This is a genomic window from Cohnella rhizosphaerae (genome assembly GCF_029525575.1).
Lineage (GTDB): Bacteria > Bacillota > Bacilli > Paenibacillales > Paenibacillaceae > Cohnella > Cohnella rhizosphaerae.
The window spans coordinates 947,047-962,784 of record NZ_JAPDIA010000009.1 but is presented as its reverse complement, the minus strand read 5'-3'; the positions used below and the strand labels follow the sequence as shown (position 1 = coordinate 962,784).

Below are 15,738 nucleotides of genomic sequence, written 5' to 3'. Positions count from 1 at the left end.
TGGACTGCGAGTGATCAAATGGAATCCGCTCCTTTAGAAATACATGTCAACCTGCAGCGTCGTGCGGGCTTTTCGGAGACGACGATCTCCGATAAAAAAATCCATAATTAGACGTTTTTCGAGCATTCTCGAGCGAATGATATCAAATGGCTCTGAACAAATACTAAAAAATTCGAGACAGGAGACGACGACAAAAAAGATCGTCCCCCTCCAGGCCGTTACGGCCGGGCAGGAACGATCTTGCAAGTGAACGAACGATCAGACAGCCATAAAGTTTGGTTAACCCCCCGACCGCCAAATGCACGACGCTGCTGTTGAACTCGCTGCCGTCCCATACCGAGTAAGCCAGCGCCTTTCCCGAAGGACTCCAGACCGTCTGCGGATTTTCGACATCCAACGCGATGCTGGTCGCCTTGCCGGCGAGCAGGTCGTACACGTAGAGGCCCATCACGTTCGTGCCGGACGCGGCGCTCTTTATGCCGTACGCGATCAGCCGCTGATCCGGCGACCAGGAGACGCCGCTGAGCTCCGTGCCTTCGGCGATGACCTTCGGGTTTTTCCCGTCGGCATCGTACATCGTCAACGTTATTTTGGAATCGTTGTACTGCAGCGCGAGCATCTGCTTGCCGTCCGGAGACGGCACCAGATCGGATACGCGCGCCAGGTTCAGATCGGTCTGCGTACCGGTGGCCGGGTCCGCCATGTGCAGCGATTCGTCCGCATTGGAGGTGTAATAAACTTTGCCGTTCATCTGGCGGACGACGATAAGTCCCTCCGCCGGAAGCCCCTTAACGGCTTCGATCTTGCCGTCCGTGCCGGCCGTATAGGCTCCGCCGCTGTAGGCGGCGCCGATCACCCGGCCGTCGTCCGTCCAATGCGCGCTCATGGCGCCTGCCGTCGGACCGCCAGTAATGGCGAACGAATCCTTGGTCGCAAGATCCAGCACGCGGTAGATCGGATCGCCCAGCGAAAACTCGCTGTAAAGCAGATGCTTTTTATCCGGCGACAGCTCCCCCGTCTCCCAAATTCGCGTCCTTTTGTTCTTTCAGCGGTTCGAACTGCTTCGTACCGAGATTGTAGCGGTAAAGGCTTCTCGGATAGGCATCCGCCAGCTCCGCGAGGCTCATCTTGCCCAGCGACTCGTTGGTTTTGACCGCGATCACGGTCTCTTCGTCGAGCCAATCGGTAATCGCGACATGCGCGTGCGGATCGGACGTTACGACGGATACGTCGGGCACCGACGAAGGCTTGCCGTTATTTTCGATGACCGTTATCGATTTGCCGGGCTCCTTGATCACTTCCCGGTTACCGGCCTTATTGTCGCTGCACGCGGCGAGCGTCAGGAGCAGCGCCGGAACGGCGACTGCGATTTTCAATACGTTTGCTTTCATTGTTATCCCCTCCTTGCCATTCAATTTACCAGCCGAATGTTGACAAAGTACGACCGATTGTTTCGAAAATGTAAACAAACATATCGTAAATGTTTGAGCGTTATGAGGATTCGCCGCCGCCCCAGGCGGGATACGCGACGCTGAACGTCGTCCCCTCCGCATCCGAACGCAGCAGCGCGATGGAGCCGCCTTGCATTTCGGCATATTTTTTCGCCAGCGAGAGACCCAGGCCGGCGCCGCCGTTTTCCCGCGACCGGTTCTTGTCTACCGTATAAAAAGGTTCGAAAATCTTGTGCACGACCGCTTGCGGAATGCCGATGCCCGTATCGGCGATCTCGATGACCACCTGTCCGTCTCGTTCCGCGCAGCTTACCCGAATGCTCCCCTTCGGCTTGTTGTACTTGATCGCGTTATCCAGCAAATTCATCAGCACGATCGTCAAGCTGTCGCCGTCCGCATCCGCGCTCGCCTCAGACAGGTTCGTCTCCAAATGAAGGCCGAACTTGTCCATCTTGCCCTGCAGACTGCCAAGCACCGACGCGATCGTCCGACGCACATCCACCTTTTCCTTTGAAAATTCAAAATCGTATTTCTCCAGCGCGGACAGCCGCAGCACCTTTTCGACCATTTCGTACAAGCGCTGCGTGTCGCTCGCAATGTTCGCTTTGGCCGTCTCCAGCAGCTCCAAGTCGTCCGGATACATGTCCATGAGGTCAAGATAGGCTTTAATCGACGTTAAGGGCGTTTTGAATTCATGCGTGACATTGCCGATAAACTCCTTCTGCTGTTGATCCAGCTTGGACAGCTTGTCGACCGCCAGCTTCAGCTTTTCCCGCTCGTCGTCCTTGTCCCGGATCGTCTGCCTGATACGCTCGCTCATCATGCGAATGCCTTCGCCAAGCTCGCCGATCTCGTCCCTGCGCTTCAAACCGGCCGTCTCGTAGCTGCCTTCCCTGATCCGGTTCACCGCCCGATTCAGCTTGATAATGCTGCCTGAGAGCGCGTTAAAATAAAAATAAGCCAAAATAAAGCTGAGCAAAAACGTACCGGCGCCGATATACACGAAAAGCTGCCTGATCTCGTGGTAAAAAACGTCGTTCGCAGCCAGATCATAATAAAACTGCACGACGCCTACCTGCTCGTTGGCGACGACCAGAGGGGCCAGATAATAAAGCGAATTGCCTTCGACCAGGTAAGCCGTTTTCTGCTTCAAGGCGTAGGCGAGCGTGCGTGCGATGCCCTCTGACACGGTGCCAGTCTTGTTTTTATAAATGGCCTTTCCTTCCTGATCGTATAGCTCGACCGTCTGTCCGCTGATATCCTCCAGTTTCTTGCCGAAATCCGCTCCCTTCGAAGCGAGGTACGTCTCGGGCACCTTGTTCGACTCTGCCGTCAGCGACTGATACAGATACGTATTCGCCGTCGAAGCTTGCTGCGCCAAAAGTTGCTCGACCTGCGTCCGCTGATTGCTCTGAATTCCCCGAAGCACGAGCAAGCTCATGACGACGACCGTCAACAGCAGCAGCGCAGCCAGAAAAACGCTCGTTTTGAGCTTGATGCTAATTCTCAATACGCCCGCCTCCCGCGGCTTTGTAGCCGATCCCGTGCACGGTCTGGATAACGTCGCTGCAGTCCTCGCCCAGTTTTTTTCTAATCCGCTGCACGTGGATATCGACGGTTCGCGTGCCGCCGGCGAAGTCCATGCCCCACACCAGGTCCAGCAGTTGTTCGCGCGTGAAAACCATTCCCGGGCGGGCCGCGAGCTGCGCCAGCAGGTCGAACTCCTTGGGCGTCAGATCGAGCGGTCTTCCGCCCGCCGTCGCCCGCCTTTTTCCGATGTGCAGCGCGACGCCGCCAAGCTCGATCTCGGCGGCATCCTCCGTGTCGCCGGCGGCTTGCATCCTGCGGAGCAGCGACTTCAGCCGCGCCAGCAGCTCCCGCATATCGAACGGCTTGGTCATATAATCGTCCGCGCCAAGCTCCAGCCCGAGCACCTTGTTGACGATGTCTTCCTTGGCCGTCAGCATGATGACGCCGATGCGCGCTTTATTTTGCAGCTTTTTAAGAATATCGTACCCGTCCATGCCCGGCAGCATCACGTCCAGCACGATGGCATCGGGCCGGTAAATGCTAAGCCTGGCCAGCGCCTCGCCGCCGTCGTAAACCGTCTCGACCTCATAGCCCTCCCGCTTTAAGGCATAGGCGATGGCGTCGGCGATTTTTCGCTCGTCCTCGATGACCATTATTTTTTCGTGCATGGGCTTCCTCCGTTTCCGTGATGACCCAACGCGGCCGCTGCCGCGCCGGATTATAGCAATTAATCGTTTTCGCCCATAATGCTATGACACGCAGGGGGCTATGTAAAGGGGAATACCCAGGAGAGGCTGTCTCAAAAAGGTTCATGAACCGACCTTAGAGGTCAGGCGCGACTACGCTGATCTTGACACAGTTGAGCGGGGAGCTGAGGAGCAATAAGTGTTCAAAAGCGCTTCGACACTTTTTTCCCCCAGGACGTCGCATTCAAGAAAAATAATGGCTTTTTAACAGTTATTAGACGCGGCGTAAGCGCAAGGGAGGCTGTCCTGCTTCGAGGGCTTGCCCAAGGTAAGCCTGGAGGTCGGATCGCTTTGTCTTTCCCATAATCTGCTCAAGAAATTAGCCATAGTCCAAAAACGCAAACGGGACAAAGCAGGAAAATACGCTGCTTCGTCCCGTTTGGCTATTCGGCTTCATTTCGGCTTCATTTCAGCATGCGACTTCAACTTTAAAGGGCCTTTGTGACAGTTCCCGGCATTCGTGATTACGAACCGTATCGGTAAAGACGTTCGATCAGCACCGCGATCTCGGCCCGCGTCGCCTGGCCGGTCGGATCGATGCCGCCTGCCTTGCCTTGCACAAGGCCGCTCTTCACCAGGTTCGCCACGCTTTGCTGTGCGTAGCCCGGAATCGCTCCGCCGTCCTTGAACCGATCCAGATCGCTGACGGCCCCATCCGCAAGAGAGCGTCCGCCCGCCTGCATCGCGCGGTCGATCAGGACCATCATCTCTTGCCTGGAGATCGATTGCGAAGGCTTGAATTGGTTGGCGCCGGTTCCCTGCGTAATCCCGAGCGCCTTGGCGACAGCCACAGCCTCGGCATAGTAGGCACCGGCCGCCACGTCGGCGAAGTTGCCCGCCGCTTCTGCCTTCAAGCCGAGCGTGCGTACCAGCAGTACGATAAAGTCAGCCCGCTTGATCGCCGATCCGGGATTGAACGTCTCTGCCGTCGTACCCTGGATGATGCCGCGGGACGCCATCTGCTCGATCGCTTGCTGCGCCCAGACATAGCGCTGTATATCGTCGAAAGTCTTGTGCACGTATTGGACGTCGTAGCTGCCCGTCTGCTCCGCGTCGAAGATCATGCCCTTTCGCTCGGCATCGTACTTGCCGGACGCGATCGCGGTCCTCGCGCCTGCTGCGTCCGTATACCATACGATCATATGCGCCGGATCGTTCAGTTCCGCCGCCGTCGGCGCGTAAGGCATGAATACGTTGAGCGGCGACTTGGCGTCGCGCCATGCCTGCGCCGTACCGTCTGCCTTGAGCGCGATGTCGACGCCCGTTCCCCGATTCGCCTTCGCGATCGACAGGGATACTTCGGCGGCGCCCGTCGCGACGCCAGACAATAGATCGGATGTCGCAGAGATCGTACCCAGCGGGGTGCGGATCTCCAGGGCCCGCTTGCTGCCGCCGCCCGCCAACGCGCTAGACGGAAGGTTGACTTCATAGGCCGCCGCGTTCGGCGCTTCGGCCAGCGTGATCACGACATTCGCGCCGCCGGCGGCCGCTTTTTTTGTAAGCTTCCGCATCGATGCGCGCCTTGGCGACGCCGTCGCTGCCCACTTCGGGCTTGGCGACTGCAATCTCATTCGGAGCGCCCGGATTGCCGGGGTTGCCCGGCGTACCCGGATTACCTGGGTTGCTTCCCGGGTTGCCCGGATTTCCCGGATCGGACTCGCGTTCCGTCGTCGCGGTGACCGAAGGCCCGTTCGCGCTCCACTTGCCGAGCGCATTGCCGGCCTCCACCTTGAACGTGTACGCGCTGCCCGGGGACAAGCCCGTGACGCTAAGCGACGTGACGACCCCTTGAGTCGTGCCTGCCAGCCTGTCACCGAGGTAAACGTTGTAAGCCGTCACCCCGCCCTGATCCTCGGCGGCCGTCCACGTCAGCGTCAACTGCGTCCGTCCGACGTTCGTCGCTTGCAATGCGCTGCCGCTCGGCCAGTTCGGCGGCGCCTGAACTTCCGGCTCCCCAACGATGACCTTCACTTGCGCGGTCAGCCCATTCGGATTGTACAGGCCCGACGGGAGCGTACCGTTAATCGTGTATTCGCCCGGCGTCGTACCGTCGTACGAAGCTCCTGCGATATTCCACGTTACCGCTGTCGCTTCCGTCTTCCCGCTCGTCATCTTCACTTGGACCGCAGCCGGCAACTGCGCGGACAATGCTTCGGCCGTCGTACCGTGCGGAACCCGCACATCCGCCGCGCCGGTCACTTCCGCCGCCGCATCCGGCGCCGCTTCGGCTACGATCGCCTTCACGCGCGCCGACAGCCCATTCGGATTGTACAGCTCCGACGGAAGCGTACCCGCGATCGTATATTCGCCCGGCTTTGTCCCGTCATAGGCGGAACCGCCGACGTTCCACGCGACAGCCGCCGCGTCCGTCCTTCCGTTTTTCAGCTTGACCTCGACCGTTGCCGGCAGCAGCGCCGGCAGCTCTTCTGCGGTCGTACCGTACGGTACGCGCACATCGTCGGCTTCGATTACTTCCGTCACCGTGTCCAGGTCCGTCCCCAGCACCCGCAATTCGGCCACCTGATAGCTCGCTCTTTTGCCGCTTACCTCCTGAATATCGGTCGTCGCGATTCGGATCTGGCTGGCCTTCACGTTCTCCAGCTTGTGGTAGTCCTCCGCCTCGCTTGGCGTGTTTCTGGACGTTTTTTCCGCAAGCTTCGTCCACGATTGGCCATCCAGGCTGCCGTACAGCTCGTAATTATGCCAGTAGCCTTGATTGTTGTTGCCGAAAATAACTTGAATCTCGTGAATGTCGTACACATCGCCAAGATTGACGATCGCCCAGCCCGGCGTAATCTTCGTTTCGTACGGCAGGCCGGTCGCGCTTAATCTTCCCGAATCCCATACGGTATCCTTGCTGTTGTCCACCGCTCTTTGGGAATTGCCCCCTGGATCGTTGTGCGCGGTGATCGGCTTGTTGTAGGCCACGTTTTTCAGGGCATTCAGGTTGAGCTTGATGATCGTCTCGTAAAAATTCCAGTAGACGCTGTTCACTTCGTCCACCGCCGCGTTGTTGGCGATGGCTGTTTCCGCGGTCTGCAAGGCCGCTTTAAAGCCATTGATGGCACCCGGCTCGCTGGCGTCGGTATTGATCGTCTTCGCATAGCCGACCAGGACGCTCAGATCCGCCAGCGTAGGCAGGATTCGTTCGCCGTACGCTCTGACTTCCTTGAGTGCAAGCTCCTGGGCTTGGCCGCTGCCGGCGCCGTTCGAGACCGCTTGAATCTTGATGTATCTTCCTTCAAGATTCGGCAGGGACAACTCGTCGGCCGTGTCCGAGACGCTGCCCGCAGCCACCTCTCCCGCTTTTTGCCATGCGCTCTTGTCGTTGCTGACGTACACCTCGTACTTGTCGAAGGTCAGGCTGTCGACAGCCACCTGAATCTTGGACAGCTGGAAGCGTCCGACCAGATCGATGGTCAGCGAAGGATTCGCGACCCCGCCGCCGGCTTGTACGGCGACCTTCGTATCCAGCTTGCCGTCCGTGGCAGCCTCCAGCTTGCCGACGACGTTTTTGGTGTCGGCGACGGTTGCCCGGCCTAGCGCGACATTGCCGATGTTCGGGTCGAGCGCGCCGGACAGCATCGCGCTCGCGGTCACCAGATCGATGACGTCGCGAAGATCCGTGGCCGAATCTTTGGCGTCCCGGTTGTAATTTTGCTTGCCCAGCACCCAGTCCCAATAAATGTCGAAGTAACCGGACACGGAGACCGTGCTGATCGCGCTGCCCGACTCCAGGTTGGCTTGTACCTTGTTCAGATACGTTTCCCATACGTTTTTGTAGATATCGAGGAACATGCCTTCGTAGTTTCTCCAGCCGTATTCCTTGAGACTTCCGTTCGACTGCCTCGACCCCCATGTGGTGATCAGGGCTTTAGCATTCATCTCGAAGGCGTCCTTCGCGAAGTCGTCGTAAGGCGCCGCCAGGTCGCGCGCCTTGCCGATCCACTCGCCGGCCAGCTGATCCTGCTGCGTCGCCTGAACGGCATTCAGCAAGTCAAACGACTTCAGGAAATCGTCCTTCGCCTTTTTAAACGCCGCAAGGTCTTTGGCATCCTTGGCGGTCAGCACGTCGTTGTAGGCGAGCACGGCGTAATTGCTGACGAGCTGCCGCATGATTTCCGTCATGTCGTACAGATAAGCCTCGCTGTTCTTAAACTTGTCGAACTCCGCCGCGAGCAGGCGGTACGCCGATTCGAGCTTTTCGGCTCCGTACGCGATGCTTTGCTTGCCGTAGCTTTGCGGCGTCGTGTTTTTCATGCCGAAGATCTGCGTCGTGAACCGGACCCCGTAGTTGTAGTTGGCATCCTTCATGATGTTCCACGCCAGCTTCGCGTTCGCGGAGATCCCGCCGTATCTTCGCTCGAGGTACTTGCCGATCCATTGATCCAGATTAAACGCGCTGTCCGCCCAAGCCAGATCGAAGATGAGATCGTACATGATCGGGTTGTCGTATTGCGCTTCGGAGATGATGCCCAGGCCTTTCATATGCGTGCTCGTCTTTTTCGCGTTCTGAATATCGTTGACCATCGCGGCCATCTGGCCGTGCATGGAAGGATTGCCGCCGAAGTTCGCGAGCAGGCCCCATACCCAGTTCGTGCCGTTGAACTCGACCGCGTCGAGTTTCGTGCTGTCGTAGGAGGTTTTATTGTATTTGGTCCAGCTGGCGATCGGATACTTGATCAGGTCGATGATGACGACGTGATCTTCCTTGCGGTCGCCCATTCCGTTCAGCAGCGCATTGGTCGGATTGCTCTGCCAGCCCTGCACCATCCACACGGCTTCCGGATCGTATTCGAGCATCGAATTCAGCACTTCGGCGGCGATCGTGCCGTCGCTCAGGCCGGAAGGTCTTTTGCCGCCTTCATGGAACGGATCCGCCGCATAGTAATGGGACGTCTTGCCGTATACGAAGTCCTGCGCTTCGTAGAACAGCTTGGCATACTGGTCGTACAGCGCCGAATCGGTCGCGATCATGTCCGGTCTGCTGAAGCCGTTCCACGAGCCCTGCTTGATCACCTCGACCGCAGGCTGAAACTCGTTAAAGTTGGTCGGCACCATACCCGCATAGCCCTGAAGAACGGTCTGCATGCCCAGCGCGGTCTTCCAGCGCTGCGTGCTTCGGGCCAGCTCTACGCGATCGTTGATATAGCCGTCCGGGACCGGGCCTCCGAACGCCTCCATATTGGACATGAACTGCCAGGCGTTGTAGGACGGACCCGTCAGCCAGTCCTTCGCGTCGTCGAACGAGTAGCCGAAGTTCATAAGGAACTTAACCCAGGTCGCTTCCTGGCCCGCCAGGTCCAGGACGACGTTGACGCCGTTCAAAGCCAGCCAGTCGTTCTCCCGCTGCCAGTCGTCCACGCCGAAGAAAGCGAACGTGTAGCTCAGCGTACAGTAATTGAAGGCATAGCGAATTTTATACTCGGTTTCCTTGCGAACCGTGCTTCCGATCGGTACGATTTGGGCCGGCATGGCAACCTGCATCGTCTGCTCGGAGATTTGCACGTTCAGATAATTTTTATAGTAATAATTCAAGCCCGTCGTAATCGAGATGCCTTTATTGCCCTTGATATGAACCTTGCCGCCTTGATCGCTCAGTTCAAAGTAATCGCTGCCGTTGGCCGTATTCGGCGCCACTTCGAACGAGAACCAGCTGCGGTATTGCGGGCCTACCGTGCGCTCAACGATGCCGTAAATGTTTTCATAGGTTTCCTCGAGCGTGATCGTCTTGGCATAGTCCGTATCCTTGTACGCCTTGACGCCGAGAATCTCCTCGAGCGATCCCGTGCGCAGAGGCGCGGTATTCGTCTTCGTCTTGGCGCCGTAAGCGCGAACTTCGGCCAAGTACGCCTTGTTGTCCCCCTGCGTGTACTCCATGTAGACGCGGATGATCCGGTAGGAGGCTTTCTGATCGAAGACGATCCGGTCGCCGTCCGCCGTCGCGGCGGTTTTGGTCCGCTTCTGGTAAAGTCTGTCGTACGCCGCGCCGTCGTTGCTGCCGTAGACCGTGTAGGAGGTCACCTTGCCCGCCGGCGCGAACACCTTGAGCTCGCTCAGATCGTATTGATCCATCAGATCGATATCGACGTAGGACGGATAATAGATGCCGCTCCATGACGACGTCAGATCGCCGTCCGTCACCAGGGCCGCCTGATTCTTGGACAGGTTGCTTCTGGCCGGCTTCTGGTAAGCGATGTTGGCGGCGTCGCTTGGATCGACCGGATCGCTCGGATCGGGATCTGGATCGGGATCGGGATCCGGATCCGGGTCGGTGACCGTTACGCTCGTGCCGACCAGTTTAGGCCTTTTCGTCTCGTCCCGCGTCTCTTTGCTGTGGATGAGGATCGAGGTGTCCAGGCTGTTTTTCGCCGTTGCGAACACCGTGATCTCCCCCTACGCCTTCGTTGGCCAATCGGATGATCGTCTCGGAGACGTCGGTCGTTATTTTCTTTTCGGCATCCGATTTGAACTCATATTCGTTGCCCTGGGCGATGTCGAACTGGAACAGGATATTGCTGTCGGTTCTGTCCAGGAAGGACGGCTTGTTGTTCCAGGTTAAGGTTGCTTCGCTCCAGCTCGTGTTCGTCGAATAATGGAATATATAAGATTGATTGCCCGTATTGTAGTTGGCGTTTTTAAAGAGATTAAACACGAATTCGAAGCGGTTCAGCTTTTGTTCTTCGATTTCCGTCTTCGTCGGCAGCTTGATCTTCATCGCCGCGATAATTTCGTCGGTCCCGTAGTATTTCGAATTCAGGACCGTGATGCCTTGGTTCGCGTACTGCGCCCCATGCGCCGACGTGATGCTTTCATAGCTGTAATTGGTCGTGCCTTTGGATTTTCGGACAAAACCGTCTTCGAACACAGGGTAATCTACCGGAGTCCCATAGACGACATTCATGACGGAGAAGCCCCCATCGTTCTGATCGGCATTCTGCACGACGGATAAGTCCGTGCCGTCCGCGGCTTCGGCTCCCGCATAGACGGGCACGCTGGAAAACAGGATCGCAGCGATTAAACCGATGATGAATGTCTTTAACCTTAATCGCATGGACAGAACTCCCTCTCGGAATCGGATTATTTCACGGCACCGGCCGTGACGCCCTCGGCGATATGTCTTTGGAAGACGATATAGACAATGAGTACGGGCAAAATGGAAAGCAGCAGGCCCGCGAACAGCGGCCCCCATTCCGTACGATACTGCATCTCGTTCTGCATGACGGCCAGTCCCACGGGCAGCGTGTACAGGTTCGGCTTGTTCACGAGAACCGATCCCATAATATACTCGTTCCAAATGTTGAGGCCGTTCATAATGCCGACGGAGATCATGCCCGACCGGGCCAGCGGCAGCATGACGGACCAGAAGGTTCGTGCATGGCCGGCGCCGTCGATGTACGCCGCTTCTTCTAGCTCCTTGGGCAGCGACTTGAAGAAGCTGACCATGACGAAGATGCCGAAGGGCAGCGCGCTGGCCGTGTACACCAGGATCAAGCCGGGAATTTTGTTGATGAGCCCCATATCGTTCAGCAAGAAAAACAGCGGAATAAGTCCCAGGATCATCGGGATCATCATGGCGGACAGGTAAAGGTAATACAGCACTTGGCCGCCCTTGATCTTGAATCGGGCCAATACGTATGCCGTCGTCGCCGAGAGAAACAGCGATAGCAGGATACTGCCGGCCGTTACCATGATCGAATTGGCGAAGAAGCTTTGAAATCCGTATTTTTGCCATACATAAGTAAAGTTCTCCCACAGGAGCGGAAATTCGGGCAACGCCCAAGGCTTCTTCAGCATGAACTGCGTATTGTTTTTCAGCGAGCCGAACAGCGTCCATACCAGCGGGTACACGACCGCCGCGGTCCAGAGCAGCAGCAGGATATACGTGAGCAGCCGCGACAGCGGGTTTTGTTTCGTTAACATCATCGTACGGTTTCACTCCTCATGCCATTTCAATCGTGTCCCGCTTCAATACGCGCTGCAAGATGAGGGTGGTCAGCAGGGACAGCACCAGGATGAGCACCCCAATCGTCGCCGCGTAGCCCATGTGATACTGCCTGAAACCCATCTGGTACAGGTACGAGCCCATGACCTGCGTCGAATTGTCCGGCCCGCCCTCCGTCATGATCCATACGAGGATGAAGGAGCCGTTCAGCGTCGTCATCACGATATGCAGGATGCTCACCTTCATCTGCTCCCACATGAGCGGCAGCGTGACGGACAGGAACTGCCGCCATTGGGAGGCGCCGTCCAGGTCGGCCGCTTCGTAGAGATCCGAAGGAATAGAGAGAATCGCCGCGACAAGCAATATCATATAAAAACCGATTCCTGCCCAAATGGACGGCCACAGCAGCGACGGCATCGCCGTATGAGGCTCGCCCAGCCAAGCCGTCTGCACCCGTTCCGCGGTGAACAGCGAGAGGAACGAGTTGAGGAAGCCAAGGTTAGGATTGTACACGTATCTCCACAGCACGCCGATGACGACGACGGAGATGACATTCGGAATGAAAAACAGGACGCGATACAGATTTTTCCCCCGGACGTTCAGCCTGGTGACGGCAACCGCGAATATCGTGGCCAGCAGCATGATGCCGATAACTTTAAAGAGAACCAGAAAATAGTCGTTGGCGACCGCCGTTCCGACGATCGGATCGCGCAGCATTTCCCTGTAATTGTCCAGTCCGATGAAATCCATCTCTTTCGTGCCGCCCGACCAGTCGAAGAAAGACAGCTGCACGCCTCTAAAAATCGGATATAACGTAAAAACGCAGAAAAAGAGAAAAGTCGGAAGCAGAAAAACGGCGTAAAAAATTCTGCGTCTTGCGGATTGCTTCATTGTGCATACCTTCCTTCTTGCATTCGTCGATCGGACCGCCAGTAAAGGAGGACGTTCCGCGCGGAACGTCCTGCCTCGATCGGTGAACCGCGCAAGGCGCGGCCGTCGTTATTTGCGGGCTTTGGCGGCTGCGGCCTCAAGTCGCTCCATCCATTGCGCCGCCGTGATGCGGCCGGTCGCCAGCGCGATCGTCGCATCCTGCTTCGCCTTCTCGACGTCGGCATTGAGGACGGCGACCGGCGCGACCGTCGTCTTGTCCGAATTGAAGAAGCCCATCGCTTCCTTAACCACTTCGCTGGCGGACGTGTCGGTGAGATCCGCCTTGACGTTCATCAGGGCGCCCGTCAGTTCGGCCCAGCGGATGGCGTTCGCTTCCGTGAACGCGTATTGCAGGAACGCTTTGGCCGCTTCCGGATTTTTCGCGCTCTTGGAGATCGCGATCGTGTTGGTATAAGGGATGACGATGCTGTTCTGACCCGCGTCCTGCGCCACGGACGGGATGAAGCCGAATTCGAAGCCCGAAGGAATGTCCTTGCTCATTTCGTTTTCCAGCCACAATCCGCTCGGGATGAACGCGGCTTTATGCTGCAGCCACTGGATCTGCGAGTCGGTATGGTTGAGCGATACCGCGCCCGGATCGATCAGACCCTTTTTCACCAGCTCCTCGACCTGGGACAGCGCCTTCTGCACCGCAGGACCGGAGAAGCTGCCTTCTTCGAGGCTCGCTTGCTTCGTCAGGATCGAGCCGTCGCCGCCGTTGGCGGCGACCATCGCCGAATCGACCAGACCGCCGTTGATGTAGTAAGGATAGACGCCCGTATGAATCAAGGCCGAGATGCCCGAGGCTTTGATCTGCTCGCTCGTCTGCACGAACTCGCTCCAGTTGGTCGGCGCCGTCCAGCCCTTTTCCTTGAACAGCGCTTTATCGTAGAACAGTCCCCATGAGCCGAACACGAGCGGAAGCGTATAATTTTTGTCTCCCGCATACTTCGTCGGCTGAGAGATGAGAATGTCCGTCAGCTTCTTGCCGTCCGCGTTGGTCGTATCCTTCAGGAAATCGGTGATGTCCATCAGTTGTCCGTCGTCGATCATCTGACGCTCGTTCGAGCCCGCGCCGTCGATGTAGACGACGTCCGGCGTGTCGCCCGAGATCCAGCGGGGCCGCATTTGCTCGTTGATGTTAGGTCCCGCGGATTGCGTGATTTTAAGTTCCGGATTCGCTTTTTTGGAAGCCTTCGATGACTTCCTTCCACCAGGCGTCTCCGTAGCCGCCGACGAAGTACTGGATCTCGAAGTCGCCCTTCAGCCCGCTCTGCTCGGCGCCGCCGTCGGTGGCCGATGCAGTCGCCGATGCGGAGGCCGTAGCGGCCGGCGAAGCGGCGACCGAGCTCCCGCTTGCGTTGTTGTTGTTCGCGTTGCCGCATGCTGCCGATGCCAGGAGCATCGAGAGCGCGAATCCGCTAGCTACCGTTCTTTTTTAATCTCATTTTGTTGCACCCCTCACCTTTTAGTGGCCTTCAACGGCGGAAAACGCGGGCAAGCAAAAAAGGGCATGAGTCAGGCAAGCAAAAGATTGCTTGCATAACTCATGCCCTTTCGGTAGCACGTTATGTTTTCTCACGTATTCGGCTAACGGAATCATAACTCCCGATTATAGCGATTGTCAATACCCTAGAATTTTGTTGTCTCCCCCCCCCTCTGAACCGCTTACAATTTTCAAGAGATCGCTTCCACTTTTAACTCGATTTGATTTGACAGATTCACGTCATTTAACTTATCATATTAATAATTTAAACTTGTTGGCGTGCGACTAGTTCATCTAGGCATGAGCCGAGGGTGCTGGCTTCTTTTTTTGGGGAGCAAGCATTTTCGGCTTTCTTTTTTTTCGGCGGCCTGGCCGTGCCGAAGCATGCGCCAACCATGTTTTTAACGACGAGCCGGTCGTCAGGAGGGATAGAGTTGATCGGGAAAGAAAGGCAGCGCATCGATCGTATCGTAGGCAATAACGTTATTCTGACCGTGGATCCCCGCACGACGAACGAGTATGTGCTCTTCGGCAAGGGTCTCGGCTTCGCTTCCAAGGGTCTGGAATGGATCAGCACGACCGATCCGAGAATCGAAAAGCGCTACCGTCTTGACGATCGGCAGCCGATCAAAGAATTTCAGGATTTGATCGAGAACATCGATCCCGAGGTCATCCTGATCTCGGAAAAAATCGTCGAAAACGTTAAAGAGCGCCTGGGTACGCCTGTTCAGCCCAAAGTCTATTTTGCGCTTCCCAATCACATTCAGTTCGCCTTGTACCGGCTTCAAAACGGCATGGATATCAATAATCCCTTTTTGCACGAGACGAAAATCAACTTTCCCCAGGAATATGAGATCGCCGCGCAGGCGGCCGTCATGATCAGCGAAAGCTTCGGCGTCCCCATACCGGAGGACGAGATCGGATTTCTGGCGCTTCACGTCCATTCCTGCGTCGGAACCGCCTCGGTCGGGCAATTGGTCAAGCTCACCGGACTCGTCAACCGCATCGTCGAACACATCGAACACCATAAGGGCTTTCCCCTTCAACGGACAAGCCAGGACTACGCCAGACTCGTCATGCATATGCGGGCCGTCATCGAGCGCTTGATGCTCGGACGCCGGGTCATTAATCCGATCGTGTCCGAGCTCAAAGTCAATTACCCCGAAGCGTTCGCGCTGGCCGCCGATATCGCGGTGCTGATCGAGGAAGAAATGAACTTACATATCTCGCAAGACGAAATCGGCTATATGGCGATTCACCTGCATCGTTTATTCGAGACGAGTTAAAACCGATGAAATTCTTGTCAGACAGGTTAGAGAGAGAGAGGGATCGCCATTGTTCCGCCCTATTCGAACATGGAAGCAGCGGACGGTCTCCATCGAAGCCGCTGCGCCCGTCGCGGGCAGACTGTTCCCGCTTCGCGAAGTAAGCGACGACAATTTTTCCCGCGGCTATCTGGGCGACGGCGTCGCGATCGAACCGACGGGCGACATCGCGATCGCCCCCCTTTGAAGGAATCGTCAGCCACACGGCCGACACCAAACACGCTTTGCTGTTGAAGCATGAATCGGGTATGCAGCTGCTGATCCATATCGGGATCGATACGGTCGATCTGCGCGGAAGAGGCTTCGATATGCTGGTGAGAGCCAA

13 protein-coding genes and 1 pseudogene are annotated in these 15,738 nt (G+C 57.0%); 3 read left to right on the top strand and 11 right to left on the bottom strand.

All coding sequences use genetic code 11. From position 1 onward, the window contains the following. Nucleotides 1-163 precede the first annotated feature (163 nt). From OMP40_RS38520 to OMP40_RS38470, 11 genes are all read right to left on the bottom strand, one after another. Nucleotides 164-946, bottom strand: a complete 783-nt coding sequence (locus tag OMP40_RS38520) for a hypothetical protein (RefSeq protein ID WP_277539506.1) — start codon at nucleotides 944-946, stop codon at nucleotides 164-166. Between the two features lie 49 nt (nucleotides 947-995). Next, a complete protein-coding gene (locus OMP40_RS38515) occupies nucleotides 996-1,391 on the bottom strand; it encodes a hypothetical protein (RefSeq protein ID WP_277539505.1) in 396 nt (131 codons plus the stop codon). A 100-nt stretch (nucleotides 1,392-1,491) separates the two neighbouring features. Beyond that, a complete protein-coding gene (locus tag OMP40_RS38510) occupies nucleotides 1,492-2,961 on the bottom strand; it encodes a sensor histidine kinase (protein WP_277539504.1) in 1,470 nt (489 codons plus the stop codon). Beyond that, a complete protein-coding gene (locus OMP40_RS38505; protein WP_277539503.1) occupies nucleotides 2,951-3,649 on the bottom strand; it encodes a response regulator transcription factor in 699 nt (232 codons plus the stop codon). The genes OMP40_RS38510 and OMP40_RS38505 overlap by 11 nt, the downstream gene beginning before the upstream one ends. A gap of 542 nt (nucleotides 3,650-4,191) precedes the next feature. Then, on the bottom strand, nucleotides 4,192-5,238 hold the full coding sequence (locus tag OMP40_RS38500) for an S-layer homology domain-containing protein (RefSeq protein ID WP_277539502.1): 1,047 nt from the start codon (nucleotides 5,236-5,238) through the stop codon (nucleotides 4,192-4,194). Next, the gene (locus OMP40_RS38495) at nucleotides 5,153-10,111 is read right to left on the bottom strand and encodes an alpha-N-acetylglucosaminidase TIM-barrel domain-containing protein (RefSeq protein ID WP_277539501.1); all 4,959 of its coding nucleotides are present in this window, start codon (nucleotides 10,109-10,111) and stop codon (nucleotides 5,153-5,155) included. The genes OMP40_RS38500 and OMP40_RS38495 overlap by 86 nt, the downstream gene beginning before the upstream one ends. Then, complete coding sequence (locus OMP40_RS38490; protein ID WP_277539500.1) at nucleotides 10,029-10,781, bottom strand: hypothetical protein; 753 nt, start codon at nucleotides 10,779-10,781, stop codon at nucleotides 10,029-10,031. The genes OMP40_RS38495 and OMP40_RS38490 overlap by 83 nt, the downstream gene beginning before the upstream one ends. A 26-nt stretch (nucleotides 10,782-10,807) precedes the next feature. Further along, nucleotides 10,808-11,653 (bottom strand): carbohydrate ABC transporter permease, encoded by an 846-nt coding sequence (locus OMP40_RS38485; protein WP_277539499.1) that lies wholly within the window; start codon nucleotides 11,651-11,653, stop codon nucleotides 10,808-10,810. Between the two features lie 16 nt (nucleotides 11,654-11,669). Continuing rightward, nucleotides 11,670-12,563, bottom strand: coding sequence for a carbohydrate ABC transporter permease (locus OMP40_RS38480; RefSeq protein WP_277539498.1), 894 nt, complete (start codon nucleotides 12,561-12,563; stop codon nucleotides 11,670-11,672). 108 nt (nucleotides 12,564-12,671) lie between these two features. Then, nucleotides 12,672-13,730, bottom strand: coding sequence for an extracellular solute-binding protein (locus tag OMP40_RS38475; protein ID WP_277539497.1), 1,059 nt, complete (start codon nucleotides 13,728-13,730; stop codon nucleotides 12,672-12,674). A 37-nt stretch (nucleotides 13,731-13,767) separates the two neighbouring features. Further along, nucleotides 13,768-14,007, bottom strand: coding sequence for a hypothetical protein (locus tag OMP40_RS38470; RefSeq protein ID WP_277539496.1), 240 nt, complete (start codon nucleotides 14,005-14,007; stop codon nucleotides 13,768-13,770). Nucleotides 14,008-14,522: 515 nt separating this feature from the next. Between OMP40_RS38470 and OMP40_RS38465 the strand changes: the two genes are divergently transcribed. The 3 genes and pseudogenes from OMP40_RS38465 to OMP40_RS42975 form a co-directional block, all read left to right on the top strand. After that, nucleotides 14,523-15,374, top strand: coding sequence for a PRD domain-containing protein (locus OMP40_RS38465; RefSeq protein ID WP_277539495.1), 852 nt, complete (start codon nucleotides 14,523-14,525; stop codon nucleotides 15,372-15,374). 49 nt (nucleotides 15,375-15,423) lie between these two features. After that, nucleotides 15,424-15,600, top strand: a complete 177-nt coding sequence (locus tag OMP40_RS38460) for a PTS glucose transporter subunit IIA (RefSeq protein ID WP_277539494.1) — start codon at nucleotides 15,424-15,426, stop codon at nucleotides 15,598-15,600. A gap of 37 nt (nucleotides 15,601-15,637) precedes the next feature. Further along, nucleotides 15,638-15,721 (top strand): annotated as a pseudogene (locus OMP40_RS42975) (PTS glucose transporter subunit IIA); the annotation flags it as partial. Nucleotides 15,722-15,738: the final 17 nt, after the last annotated feature.

What these genes read in the sequence shown, in the direction of transcription:
- OMP40_RS38515 (WP_277539505.1), bottom strand. Translation starts at nt 1,391, where the DNA reads ATGAAAGCAAACGTATTGAAAATCGCAGTCGCCGTTCCGGCGCTGCTC.
- OMP40_RS38505 (WP_277539503.1), bottom strand. Translation starts at nt 3,649, where the DNA reads ATGCACGAAAAAATAATGGTCATCGAGGACGAGCGAAAAATCGCCGAC.
- OMP40_RS38500 (WP_277539502.1), bottom strand. Translation starts at nt 5,238, where the DNA reads ATGCGGAAGCTTACAAAAAAAGCGGCCGCCGGCGGCGCGAATGTCGTG.
- OMP40_RS38490 (WP_277539500.1), bottom strand. Translation starts at nt 10,781, where the DNA reads ATGCGATTAAGGTTAAAGACATTCATCATCGGTTTAATCGCTGCGATC.
- OMP40_RS38485 (WP_277539499.1), bottom strand. Translation starts at nt 11,653, where the DNA reads ATGATGTTAACGAAACAAAACCCGCTGTCGCGGCTGCTCACGTATATC.
- OMP40_RS38480 (WP_277539498.1), bottom strand. Translation starts at nt 12,563, where the DNA reads ATGAAGCAATCCGCAAGACGCAGAATTTTTTACGCCGTTTTTCTGCTT.
- OMP40_RS38475 (WP_277539497.1), bottom strand. Translation starts at nt 13,730, where the DNA reads ATGCGGCCCCGCTGGATCTCGGGCGACACGCCGGACGTCGTCTACATC.
- OMP40_RS38470 (WP_277539496.1), bottom strand. Translation starts at nt 14,007, where the DNA reads ATGCTCCTGGCATCGGCAGCATGCGGCAACGCGAACAACAACAACGCA.